At 69.2% G+C, this 12143-nt stretch carries 13 protein-coding genes; 10 read left to right on the top strand and 3 right to left on the bottom strand.

Annotated elements, in window-relative coordinates; all coding sequences use genetic code 11:
- The first annotated feature begins 49 nt into the window (after positions 1-49).
- The 4 genes from IEY60_RS05345 (at position 50) to IEY60_RS05335 (ending at position 2724) form a co-directional block, all read left to right on the top strand.
- Positions 50-472: an uL11 family ribosomal protein gene (locus IEY60_RS05345; protein ID WP_189024353.1), complete on the top strand. Its 423-nt coding sequence runs from the start codon at positions 50-52 to the stop codon at positions 470-472.
- A 107-nt stretch (positions 473-579) separates the two neighbouring features.
- Positions 580-1275 (top strand): serine/threonine-protein kinase, encoded by a 696-nt coding sequence (locus IEY60_RS05340; RefSeq protein WP_308426080.1) that lies wholly within the window; start codon positions 580-582, stop codon positions 1273-1275.
- Positions 1272-1715, top strand: a complete 444-nt coding sequence (locus IEY60_RS36345; RefSeq protein ID WP_308426079.1) for a hypothetical protein — start codon at positions 1272-1274, stop codon at positions 1713-1715. The genes IEY60_RS05340 and IEY60_RS36345 overlap by 4 nt, the downstream gene beginning before the upstream one ends.
- Positions 1716-1758: 43 nt before the next feature.
- Entirely contained in the window at positions 1759-2724 is a 966-nt protein-coding gene (locus IEY60_RS05335; RefSeq protein ID WP_189024351.1) for a LysR family transcriptional regulator, read from the top strand.
- Between the two features lie 71 nt (positions 2725-2795).
- On the opposite strand, the gene IEY60_RS05330 is transcribed toward IEY60_RS05335, so the two are convergent.
- Entirely contained in the window at positions 2796-3065 is a 270-nt protein-coding gene (locus IEY60_RS05330) for a DUF2631 domain-containing protein (RefSeq protein ID WP_189024350.1), read from the bottom strand.
- Between the two features lie 95 nt (positions 3066-3160).
- Between IEY60_RS05330 and dxr the strand changes: the two genes are divergently transcribed.
- The 5 genes from dxr to IEY60_RS05305 all read left to right on the top strand — a co-directional run bounded on the left by dxr (position 3161) and on the right by IEY60_RS05305 (position 9634).
- A complete protein-coding gene (gene dxr / locus IEY60_RS05325) occupies positions 3161-4342 on the top strand; it encodes a 1-deoxy-D-xylulose-5-phosphate reductoisomerase (protein ID WP_189024348.1) in 1182 nt (393 codons plus the stop codon).
- 27 nt (positions 4343-4369) lie between these two features.
- Complete coding sequence (locus tag IEY60_RS05320; protein ID WP_189024346.1) at positions 4370-5566, top strand: M50 family metallopeptidase; 1197 nt, start codon at positions 4370-4372, stop codon at positions 5564-5566.
- Between the two features lie 115 nt (positions 5567-5681).
- The gene (ispG, locus tag IEY60_RS05315) at positions 5682-6836 is read left to right on the top strand and encodes a flavodoxin-dependent (E)-4-hydroxy-3-methylbut-2-enyl-diphosphate synthase (protein ID WP_189024344.1); all 1155 of its coding nucleotides are present in this window, start codon (positions 5682-5684) and stop codon (positions 6834-6836) included.
- Between the two features lie 78 nt (positions 6837-6914).
- On the top strand, positions 6915-7778 hold the full coding sequence (locus IEY60_RS05310) for a GNAT family N-acetyltransferase (RefSeq protein ID WP_189024342.1): 864 nt from the start codon (positions 6915-6917) through the stop codon (positions 7776-7778).
- Positions 7779-7855: 77 nt separating this feature from the next.
- Positions 7856-9634: a penicillin-binding transpeptidase domain-containing protein gene (locus IEY60_RS05305; RefSeq protein WP_189024340.1), complete on the top strand. Its 1779-nt coding sequence runs from the start codon at positions 7856-7858 to the stop codon at positions 9632-9634.
- Here IEY60_RS05305 and IEY60_RS05300 read toward each other — a convergent pair.
- Both IEY60_RS05300 and IEY60_RS05295 read right to left on the bottom strand, forming a co-directional pair.
- Entirely contained in the window at positions 9628-9837 is a 210-nt protein-coding gene (locus IEY60_RS05300; RefSeq protein WP_189024338.1) for a hypothetical protein, read from the bottom strand. The two genes, IEY60_RS05305 and IEY60_RS05300, sit on opposite strands and share 7 nt — an antisense overlap.
- Positions 9838-10104: 267 nt before the next feature.
- Positions 10105-10602: a peroxynitrite isomerase gene (locus tag IEY60_RS05295; protein WP_189024336.1), complete on the bottom strand. Its 498-nt coding sequence runs from the start codon at positions 10600-10602 to the stop codon at positions 10105-10107.
- A gap of 113 nt (positions 10603-10715) precedes the next feature.
- Between IEY60_RS05295 and IEY60_RS05290 the strand changes: the two genes are divergently transcribed.
- Complete coding sequence (locus IEY60_RS05290; protein WP_373291667.1) at positions 10716-12062, top strand: TIGR03118 family protein; 1347 nt, start codon at positions 10716-10718, stop codon at positions 12060-12062.
- Positions 12063-12143: the final 81 nt, after the last annotated feature.

The raw sequence follows: 12143 nt of genomic DNA, 5'->3' as shown, positions 1-12143 counted from the left end.
CGTTACCGGCGCGGGACCGGATCGAGGCCCGCATCCGAGATGGTTGACTATGGCGCGCGGAACAGCCTCTGTCACAGTCACTCTCGAACTCGAGGCAGGCAATGCCTCCCTCATGGTTCTCGGCAAGATGCTCGGTCCCACCGGTATCCCGCCGTTCGAAGTCAAACGCCGGTACGACGCGGCGACCGCGGATCGACGCGGGGAAATCATCCCCGCCGTCATCACGATCGATGCCCGCAAAAGATGGACCATGCGGCTCAAGACGCCGCCGACGGCCTCGCTGATCCGTAAGGCCCTCGGCAACCCCGGTTCGCCCCAGCCCGGCCACAAACCGGTCGGCGCGATCTCGCGGGAACAGTTGCGGCGCATCGCGATACGCAAACTTCCCGACCTGAACACCACCGATGTGGAGGCGGCGATGCGCATCGTCGCCGGGACCGCCCGATCGATGGGTGTGCGGATCGAGGACTGATCCTGGATGCGGCGACCCGCTGCCCCGCGGGCAATGCGCACGACGGCACGAACGGCGTTTTGGTAGGGTCCAGCCCGTCGGACGACGAGCGAGATTCGGGGGTCAGAGTGGTTTCTGACGGGACGGTGTTCGCCGGATACACGATCGACCGGCAGCTGGGTCGTGGCGGGATGGGGTCGGTGTACCTGGCCAGGCATCCGCGGCTGCCGCGGTGGACCGCGCTGAAGCTGCTGAATCAAGAGCTGTACTCCGACAAGGAGATCAGGGCCAGGTTCGAGCGGGAAGCCGACCTGGTCGCCCAGCTCGACCATCCGAATATCGTGACCGTCTTCGACCGCGGCGTCGAGGGCGACCAGCTGTGGATCAGCATGCAGTACATCGACGGGGTCGACGCCTCCACGCTGGATCCGCGGACCCTGCCGCCGGAGCGGGCGGTGCAGATCATCGGCGAGACCGCCGCCGCGTTGGACTACGCCCACCGCGCGGGTGTCCTGCACCGCGATGTGAAGCCGGCCAATATCCTGCTGGCGCGGTCCAACAGCCAGGAGAGGGTGTATCTCACCGATTTCGGGATCGCCCGGCTGCGCGACGACTCCGGTCACCTGACCGAGACCGGGTCGTTCACGGCCACGCTCGCCTACGCCGCGCCTGAGCAGCTCACCGGCGTCGCCCTCGATCACCGCGCCGACCAGTACGCGCTGGCCTGCACGCTGTTCTCGCTGCTGACCGCACCGCGCCGTACGAGGCCGCGAGCCCGGCCGCCGTCATCACCGGGCATCTACAGGCGCCGCCACCGCCGGTGAGCCCCCGCCGGGCCGGGCTGCCCCCGGTGCTCGACGCCGTGATGGCCCGAGCGCTCGCCAAGCGCCCCGCCGACCGGTTCACCTCGTGTGAGGAGTTCGTCGACGCCGTGCAGCGGGCACTGCGCACCGGGACCACCGGTGCGAGGCCGACGGTGGCACCCACGTCGGGGGCGCACGCCCAGCCGTTCGTCGGGATGACGCCGATGAGCCCGGTCCACGTGCCGGGCGTCCCGCGTCCCGCGCCGGTGAATCCGTACCAGCCGATGACGCCTCGTCCCGTCGCCCCCGCGGCCTGGCAGCAGCGGCCGCCGGTGCGGCCGCAGGCACCGTATCCGGCGCCGTCGCGCGGCGGGTGGGGATCGATGTTCGGCACCTTCCTGATCTGGATCGCCGTCATCGGGTCGGTCATCGGCGTGGTCTGGTTGCTGTCGAACCTGTGATCGGGCGGCAGGCCGCCGTGGCGGGTGCCATATTCTGGTCAGAATGAGCGACTTCGATGTCACCGCCGCCGACTCCATCGACCTCGCCCGGCTGCGTCGCTTCGTCGCGGTCGCCGAGGAACTGCATTTCGCGCGGGCCGCGAAGGGTTTGCGGATCTCCCGGCAGGCCCTGAGCGCCACCGTCATCGAGCTGGAGAACGAGCTCGGGACAAGGGTTTTCGTGCCTGGCGCCTCGCCCACCCAGCTGACCGAGGACGGCGCGGAACTGCTGACTCATGCCAGGGCGCTGATCAGCGCACAGGAGCAGGCCGAGCGCGAGCAGAAGCCGGAAGCGCCCGCGAGTCTGCGGGTCGGGTTCGTGCCCGGTGTCACCGTGTCGAAGTGGGCGCGGATCTGGGGCGACCGGTTGCCGGATCATCCGCTCGAGGTCGTCGGGGTCGCGCAGGGGGAGCAGGAGGCCGCGCTGCGCGAGGGCCGGATCGATCTGTGCTTTGTCCGGTTGCCGATCGACCGGACGGCGATGAACGCGATCCCGCTGTGGCAGGAGACACCGGTCGCGGTCGTGCAGAAGGACGACGCGCTCTCGCTGCTGGAGACGATCAGCCCGGCCGATCTGGCCGAGGAACACCTCCAGGACGGCAGCGACATCGACCAGGCCGTCGACACGCTCGCGCTGGTCGCCGCGGTCGGCGGCGCCACGATCGTGCCGCAGTCGATCGCGCGGCTGCATCATCGCCGCGATCTGGTGTACCGCCCGATCAGCGACACCGAGTTCACCGAGATCGCGCTCGCGTGGCCCGCCGGCACCGACAGCGAACTGCTCGAGGAGTTCGTCGGCATCGTGCGCGGCCGCTCGGCGAACAGTTCCCGCGGTGTCGCCGCCGCGGAACCGGAGCGGCGCGCCGCGGCGAAACCCGCGCGCAAGACCACCGCCAAGAAGCCGGCGGCCAAGCAGCAGCCCGCGCGTCAGGGCAAGGGACGCAAGCCCGGCGCCCGGCGCGGTCGCTGACTCCGGACACACGAAAACGCCTGCGGCGCAAATTGATTGCGGGCCGCAGGCGGAGGTTTCGTGCCGAAGTACTACCTCGGGACGCGCCGGGTCAGCGAGTCGACGACCATGATCGCCGCGAGCAGACCGGCCAGGCCGATGAGGAATATGTCCTCCACGTGGCCCTGGTGGTTGCCGATGGTCATGCCGAGCAGGGCCACGACGACGACCCAGCCCGCGATGCGGAAGGTCTTGCGCGACTCACCGCTCCAGCCCCATGCGGCCGAGGGCACCTCGGCGGGGTCGACGCTGGTGGCGACGGCGCGCTCGGTGCTGGCTGATTCGAGGTCCGTGGCGGCCACGATCGCTCCTTAGGGCTCGAGTTCTGGTTGGGCGAGTGGTCATATCGTGGCATACGACCGTCCGTCGTAGCCAGCAGCCCTGCCACAATGGGGCCGTGTCCCACCCAGCAACGCGTGCCGCACAAGGCCGCTCCACGTCCGCCGACCGGGTCAAGGTGCTGCTCCTCGGCAGTACCGGTTCGATCGGTACCCAGGCGCTCGAGGTGATCGCCGCCAACCCCGACCGCTTCGAGGTGGTCGGCCTCGCCGCGCGCGGTGGCAACACCGCCCTGCTCGCGGAGCAGATGGCGGCCACCGGCACCCGCAATGTCGCCGTCGCCGACCCTGTCGCCGCGCAGGCGCTCGGCCTCGAGCTCGGTGGCCCCGAGGCCGCGACCGAACTCGTGCGCCGCACCGAAGCCGATGTCGTGCTCAACGCGCTGGTCGGCTCGCTGGGTCTCGGACCGACCCTGGCCACCCTGGAGGCGGGGACCCGGCTCGCGCTGGCCAACAAGGAATCCCTCGTCGCCGGCGGTTCCCTGGTGACCCGCGCGGCCGCGCCGGGCCAGATCGTCCCGGTCGATTCCGAACATTCCGCACTCGCGCAATGTCTGCGCGGCGGTCGCGCCGAGGAGGTCGCGCGCCTGGTCCTCACCGCGTCGGGCGGTCCGTTCCGCGGCTGGACCGCCGAGATGCTCGAATCGGTGAACCCCGCCGAGGCCAAGACCCACCCGACCTGGTCGATGGGTCCGATGAACACCCTCAACTCGGCGTCGCTGGTGAACAAGGGCCTCGAGCTGATCGAGACCCACCTGCTCTTCGGCGTCCCCTACGACCGCATCGACGTCACCGTGCACCCGCAGTCGATCGTGCACTCCATGGTCACCTTCACCGACGGCTCCACCCTCGCCCAGGCCAGCCCGCCGGACATGAAACTGCCCATCGCCCTGGCCCTGGGCTGGCCCGACCGGGTCCCCGGCGCGGCCGCCGCGTGCGACTTCGGCACCGCGTCGACCTGGACGTTCGAACCGGTCGACGACAAGGTCTTCCCCGCCGTGCGCCTGGCCAGGCAGGCGGGCGAGGCGGGCGGCAGCGTCACCGCCGTCTACAACGCCGCCAACGAGGTGGCGGTGCAAGCCTTCCTCGACGGCAAGATCAGCTTCCCCGCGATCGTGCGCACCGTCACACAGGCGGTAGAGGCCGCCGATCGCTGGCAGGCGGAACCCGATACCCTGGACGACGTCCTCGCGGCCGACCGCTGGGCACGGCATTACGCCACGGAAATCATCGCGTCCTGACACGACGCGAATCGACACAGGAGCCAGATGGTATTCGCGCTGGGGTTCGCGCTGTTCGCCCTCGGTATCACGATCTCGATCGCGCTGCACGAGTGCGGGCACATGTGGGCGGCGCAGGCCACCGGCATGAAGGTGCGCCGCTACTTCATCGGTTTCGGACCCAAGGTGTTCTCGTTCCGCCGTGGTGAGACCGAGTACGGCCTCAAGGCACTGCCGCTCGGCGGCTTCTGCGACATCGCGGGCATGACCGCGCTCGACGAGCTCGAGCCCGAAGAGGTCGACCGGGCGATGTATCGCCAGTCGACCTGGAAGCGCCTGGTCGTGATGTTCGGCGGTATCGCGATGAACTTCCTGCTCGGCTTCGTGCTGCTGGTCGTCCTGGCGATCGGCTGGGGCCTGCCGCAGCTCGAGCAGCCCCCGGCGACCTCGCTCGGCTCGATGAGCTGCGTCGCCCAGCAGAACCCCGACCAGACGATGCAGCCGTGTGTCGGCGCGGGTCCGGCGCAGCGGGCCGGTCTGCAGCGCGGCGACGTGGTGACCGCTGTGAACGGTGTGCCGGTGACGACCTGGGTGCAGTTCCAGGCCGAGACCCAGAAGCAGACCGGCACCTTCATCTACACGATCGAGCGCGACGGCAAGACACTCACCGTGCCGGTGACCCCGGAACGCACGATGCGGTACCCGAAGGAGGGCCCCAGCCGCGAGGTGAGCGCGGTCGGTGTCGGCCCGGACTTCGCGGAGCCCCAGCAGTACGGCCCGCTCGCCGCGATCCCGGCCACCATCTCGTTCACCGGCGATTTCTTCATCGAGACGGTGAAGTCGCTGGCGAAGATGCCCCAGAAGGTATCGGCGCTGTGGGAGGCGGTCACCGGTGGCGAGCGCGACCCGGAGACCCCGGTCAGCGTCTACGGCGCCAGCCGCATCGGCGGCGAGACCGCCGAACGTGGCCTGTGGGGCATGTTCATCCTGGTCCTGGCCAGCCTGAACTTCTTCCTCGGCGCGTTCAACCTGCTGCCGCTGCTCCCGCTCGACGGCGGGCACATCGCGGTCGTGCTCTACGAGAAGGCCAGGGATACGATCCGGTCGTGGCGCGGCAAGGCCCCTGCCGGTCCGGTGGACTATCTGAAACTGCTCCCCGTGACGTATGTGGCGGTGGTGATCGGTGGTGCGTTCATGCTGCTGACCTTGGCCGCCGACATCGTCAACCCGATCCGCCTACCCTGACCCGCGTCCACCCGCTGTCGTGCCCCTCACAGGGCGTAGCGGGTACCGGCGCGACTAAGCTCGGCAACAACAATCCCGGTCGAATCGACACACGTACGAAAGAAGGCAGCCGAACGTGACCAGCACAATCGGATTGGGGATGCCCGCCGCCCCCGCTGCTGTTCTCGCACCGCGGCGCAAGACCCGCCAGCTCACGGTGGGCAATGTCGGCGTCGGCAGTGACTCGCCCATTTCGGTGCAGTCGATGACCACCACCAAGACCCACGACATCAACGCGACGCTGCAGCAGATCGCCGAGCTGACCGCGTCGGGCTGCGACATCGTCCGGGTGGCGTGTCCGCGCCAGGAGGACGCCGACGCGCTCGCCACGATCGCGAAGAAGTCGCAGATCCCGGTGATCGCCGACATCCATTTCCAGCCGCGCTACATCTTCGCCGCGATCGACGCCGGGTGCGCCGCGGTCCGGGTGAACCCGGGCAACATCAAGGAATTCGACGGCCGCGTCGGCGAGGTCGCCAAGGCCGCGGGCGCCGCGGGCATCCCGATCCGCATCGGCGTCAACGCCGGTTCGCTGGACAAGCGGATGCTGGAGAAGTACGGCAAGGCCACCCCCGAGGCGCTCGTCGAGTCGGCGCTGTGGGAGGCGAGCCTGTTCGAGGACCACGGCTTCGGCGACATCAAGATCTCGGTCAAGCACAACGACCCGGTGATCATGGTGGAGGCATACCGGCAGCTGGCCGCGCAGAGCGATTACCCGCTGCACCTCGGCGTCACCGAGGCCGGCCCGGCGTTCCAGGGCACGATCAAGTCGGCGGTGGCCTTCGGTGCGCTGCTCAGCGAGGGCATCGGTGACACGATCCGGGTCTCGCTGTCGGCGCCGCCCGCCGAGGAGGTCAAGGTCGGCGGCCAGATCCTGCAGTCGCTGAATCTGCGCCCGCGCAAGCTCGAGATCGTGTCGTGCCCGTCGTGCGGACGCGCGCAGGTCGACGTCTACACCCTCGCCGACGCGGTCGCCGCGGGCCTGGACGGGCTCGAGGTGCCGTTGCGCGTCGCGGTGATGGGCTGCGTCGTGAACGGTCCCGGCGAGGCGCGTGAGGCCGATCTCGGTGTCGCCTCGGGCAACGGCAAGGGCCAGATCTTCGTCAAGGGCGAGGTCATCAAGACCGTACCGGAAGCTCAGATCGTGGAGACGCTGATCGAAGAGGCGATGCGCATCGCCGAGGAGATGGGCGAACAGCCCGGCGCCGAGCCGGTCGTCACCGTCGGCTGAGTTCTCCGGCCTTCACGCTCGGGCGTCGGATTCCGCGGACCCGTACCGCTCGGCGTGCTTTCGTGGCAGGCTGGTGCCGTGCGGAGTCTGCTGGAGCCGACGCGACGGTCCAAAACCGCGCCAGCGCGCCCGGTGTCCGTCCGAGATCTGGCCGAGGTGCTGCGTGTCCTGGACGCAGACCCGGTGGCCTCCTGCATGATCGCCGCCCGGGTCCAGGAGTTCGGTCTGGACGCGCGCTCCGGTCTCGGCGAGTTGTGGAGCCGCGGCGGGCCAGCGGACTCGCTGTGCTTCTCCGGCGCGAACCTGATGCCGCTGCGCGGTGACCAGCAGGCCCTTCGGGCGTTCGCCGAACGCGCGGCGCGCTGGCCGCGGGTGTGTTCCTCGGTGGTCGGCAGGCAGGAACTCGCGCTGCCGCTGTGGGAACTGCTGCTGCCCAAGTGGGGACCCGCCCGGGATCTGCGCGCCGATCAGCCGCTGCTCGCGCTCGCCTCGCCCGCGCTGGCCCGGCCCGACGCCGGAGTGCGCCGGGTCAGGCCCGACGAGATCGATCGCTACCTGACCGCCGCGATCGCGATGTTCATCGAGGAGGTCGGTGTCGACCCGCGCGCGGGCGACGGTGGCCGTGGCTACCGGCGCCGGATCAAGAGCCTGATCGAATCAGGAAGGGCCTGGGCACGTTTCGAGGACGGCGTGGTCGTCTACAAGGCGGAGATCGGTGCGCTTTCGCGGCGGACCGGCCAGATCCAGGGCGTGTGGGTGCATCCCGAATTCCGTGGCTCCGGCGTCGGCACGGCGGGCACGGCCACGGTCGCGAATGCTGTTGTCGCGACGGGACGTACGGCCAGTCTGTATGTCAACGACTACAACCAGATCGCCCGACGTGCCTACAGCCGTGTGGGTTTCCGCCAGATCGCCACCTTCGCCACGGTGCTCGTCGACTGAATCCGCCGCGTGTACGGCGCCGTCCTCCGGGGTTTGCCTCCCGGTCGCCGCTACGATCGGTGCCGATGAGGACACGGATGGTAACCACGTTCGCGGTGGCCGCCCTCGCGGTGGCGGCGACCGCCTGCTCCTCCGGCCCGCAGGGACCGGTGCCCGCGGCCGACGCCTTCGCCGAGGCGTTCGCCGACCGCGATCTCGTCGCGGCCGCCGGGCTGACCAGCTCGCCCGAGAAGGCAACGGCCGCACTGACTTCGACGTGGCAGGCGCTACAGGCCGAGAAGCTGGAGATCAGGACCGGCGACGCCCGCGTCAGCGGCGACACCGCCACGGTCGACTACACCTACGCCTGGACCCTGCCCAAGGGCCGCCAGTGGACCTATACCGGCGAACTGCAGATGGGCCGCAGCGGTGGCCGCTGGCTGGTCCGCTGGACCTCGGCTGACATCCACCCCAAACTCGGCGACACCCAGACCCTGGAACTGCGCACCGCACCGGCGCCGCGCGCGCGGGTCAACGAGTCGGCGGGCAGCGATGTCCTGGTGCCGGGCAAGGTGTCCCGCGTCCGATTCGATGTCGCGAAGGCCGCCGACCCCGACCGGGTGGCCGGGGCGCTCGCCGCCGCGCTGAGCCGGATCGATCCGGTCGCCTATACCCCGCAGTCGATCCTGACCGCCGCGCGCAAGGCCGAGGGCCCGTATTCGGTGATCCTGCTCAACGAGTACGAGGCCGAGACCATCGGCGGTGAACTGATCGGCCTGCCCGGGGTCACCCTGACCCAGGAGTGGGACATGGTGCCCACCGATCGCAAGTTCGCGCCCGACCTGCTGACCCAGGTCCGCAAGACGGTGATCGCCGAGGTCGACGGCAAGGCGGGCTGGAGCGTGGTCACCCGCAACGCCAACGGCGCCGATCTCGATGTGCTGCACGAGGTTCCGGCCCAGCCTGCTCCCTCGTTCGCACTGAGTATCGACCGGTTCGTGCAGAACTCCGCGCAGCACGCGGTGGACCTGCGCACCGAGCAGACCATGATGGTGGTGATCCGCCCGTCGACCGGCGCGATCCTCGCCGTCGCCCAGAACAAGTACGCCGACCGGGACGGCCCGGTGGCGACGAGCGGTCAATACCCGCCCGGCTCGATCTTCAAGACGGTGACGGCCTCGGCCGCGATGGCGGCGGGCATTGCCACGCCGGAGACTGTGCTGCCGTGCCCGAGCCACACCACCATCGGCGAGCGCACGATCCCCAACTACAACCTCTTCTCCGTCGGCGACGTGCCGATGGCGACCGCCTACGAACGGTCCTGCAACACCACCTTCGCGCGGCTGGCGAGCAGGCTCGACAGCACTGCGCTCACCGAGGCCGCCGCCCGCCTCGGCATCGGCCAGGACTACAAGGTGGAGGGGCTGCCGACCATGTCTGGTTCGGTGCCGCCCGCGGAGGGACTCGTGCAGCGCGCCGAGGACGGCATCGGCCAGGGCCGGGTGGTGACGAGCCCGTTCGGGATGGCGGTGATGGCGGCGACGGTCGCGCACGGATCGGCGCCGGTGCCGTATCTGATCGCGGGCCGGCCGACCGAGATCACCGGTGACCGACCCGCGATCGACCAGGCCGTGGTTGACGGCCTGCGCTCGATGATGCGCATGGTGGTCACCGGCGGCACCGCCGAACGAATCAGGGATCAAGGCGAGGTATACGGCAAGACAGGCGAAGCCGAGGTCGACGGCGGGTCGCACTCGTGGTTCGTCGGCTACCGCGGGGATATGGCGTTCGCGACGCTGCTGGTCAAGGGTGGCAGCTCCGACAATGCCGTCGCCGTCACCCGGGACATGTTCGCCGCGCTGCCGCCCGGCTATTGAGCGGGGGCCTCGGTCGCCAGCAGGCCCCGCACCACCGCGAGGGAACTGCTTTCGGAATGGGATGTCGCCATGTTGTGCGAGACGTTGTAGCTCGCGGCGGGTTCGGGTGCGGCATTGGTGCCTGCGCCCTCGAGAAGGTCGATGGCGGCCGCGCCGCCCAGAATCATCCCGGCAGTGGTCAAGATCAGGGTGGAACGCCTCATGGTCCGTCTCCCTCGTTCAGGGTTCCGACGTGCTTTCCCGGGCAGCCTTTCGATTGTCTGGCGGTTAGCTGTTGGTTGAACCGTAGAACGGTGATCACAGCGGCAACAGGCGGCGACAGCAAGCGACACCTAATTGTTGCGTTATGTGCGGGCGTGTTCGAACGCAACCGGTATGCGACCGTGATGAAACGGTGAATGATCGGTATCGATCGCGCGAATGCGCAGTTCAGTGGCCGTGTCTGGGTAATATTTCGAATTCGGCGGCGGTCACGCGCGTTGCAGAGTTGCGGCCAGATGGTGCTGCAGGGATTCACCGACGGCGGCCATTCGCACCGTGTAGTCGATGGTGTCACCGGTCACGTGGAAAGAACGGCCTACGGCGGTAACCGGTTTCGCTGAACCGGTCAGGCCGATATTCGTCGAGTTAAATTCCAGGCGAATTCCGTCGACGGTTTCGGTGATCGTGCCCTCGCTGATCTCGGTGATGCCGGTGGGGTGGGCGAGCACCAGCTCGACCCGGCCGGGCGCCGGACAGCGCAGGTAGCCGGTCTCGGCGTGCAGCGGCCTGCCGTCCGATGCCGCCTTGGTCCGCTGCAGGTAGGTGAGGAACGGCCTGCCGAGATGCCCGAAGGTGATCTCCTCGACATAGTCGAACGGTTCGATGGTCGGGTACTCGCCGTGGCCGCGGCCGCGCCAGTTGCCGAGCAGCGGTGCGAGGGCGGCGATGTCGGGATGCGGGGCGACGGGGGCTGAGGGTTCGACCACGGGCGACAGCCTAGACCTGCCACTGGTGCGACGGTCACGGCACGCCGACGCCGCCGTCAGGCTAAGGTCAGCCTCGCCTGAAACGCCGTCCGGCGGAGGCGAAAGGAAAGAACGTGAACGGACATGTGAGGGGTACCCGCGGGGTACGGTCCGGGCTGGTGCGCGGTGTGGTTCTCGGTGCGGCCCTGCTGCTCGCCGTGGCGTGCTCGAGCAACGAGCCCGCCGGCGACGATGTCGCCGCGCTCGACGGCAACCGGTACAGCCAGACCAACCTGGCGGCCAACAAGGACTCCTACCACGCCCAGTTCACCTTCCCCGACCTGGTCAATGCCTGGGGCCTGGCCGATCGCCCCAAGGGCGCGGGCGGCCACTTCTGGGTCGGCGCGGGCGGCAAGTCCTACCAGTTCGTCGGTGACGTGCACGCCTCGTCGGACCCCAAGCTGCAGAAGCTGTTCCAGGACCAGCTCAAGCTCGTCGGCGTGCCCGGCGCCGACGCCGACACCTCCGACAAGAGCGTGGGCAAGACCACCGGCGTGGTCTTCAACCCGGCGCCGATCAACTCCGACCTGTTCGCCGTGCGCGACCAGTGGGTCGATGTCGACGGCATGCCGATCCCGCTCGGCGGCTCCTCGCGCTTCATCTTCGCCACCGACTCCGGCAAGCTCTCCGCCTGGACCGAGCAGGCGCCCGACGGCGCGATCGTGCGCCGCGACGGCGGCGCGAACCAGGTGTTCGACGGTGCGGCGCAGGGCATGGCGTTCTTCGGCATCGCGCTCGCCCCCTCCGGCGACAAGCTGCTCGCCGCCGACTTCGGCACCGATCCCCAGGTCCGCACCTTCGACAAGTTCTGGCAGCCGGTGGCGACCACCGGTTTCGCCAACCCGTTCGCCACCGGCGACGTGATCGACCCGGCCACACCCGAGAAGGGCAAGAAGGTCAAGCCGGGCGACCCCGCGCCGTTCAACATCACCACCCTGGGCAGCCGCGTGTTCGTCTCCTACGCGGTGACCAAGCCGGACGAGAAGGATCCGGCGAAGTTCGACAAGGGCGAAGAGGACGCCCTCGACGCCGATGCCGACAAGGCGTCCAACGGCAAGCCGGACAAGGGCAAGGTCGCCGAGTTCGACGCCGCAGGCAAGCTGGTGCGCATCATCGACGACGGCGGCAGGCTCAACGCGCCGTGGGGTGTGGCGATCGCGCCGTCGAACTTCGGCGCGCTCTCGGGCAAGCTGCTGATCGGCAACTTCGGTGGCCTGGGCCGCGTGCTGGCCTACGACGACACCACCGGCACCTTCGTCGACTACCTGCGTGACGGTGAGGCGAAGCCGGTCGAGATCGCCGGGCTGTGGGCGCTGATGTTCGGCAACGGCGAGAGCCTGGGCGATGCGAACGCGCTGTACTTCACGGCCGGTCCCGAGGACGAGAAAGACGGCCTCTTCGGCAGCCTCCGCGTGCAGTAGCTGGGGCGGACAATTCGAGTGTCCGGTGGGACATCGCTTCCGTGACGGCTTGTTGTGCGGGACAGTTGGGGGCGGGACGAG

The organism is Nocardia rhizosphaerihabitans (genome assembly GCF_014646295.1).
Classification (GTDB): Bacteria; Actinomycetota; Actinomycetes; order Mycobacteriales; family Mycobacteriaceae; genus Nocardia; species Nocardia rhizosphaerihabitans.
Note: the sequence above shows the minus strand (reverse complement) of the source record. Positions and strands in the feature narration are given on the sequence as shown.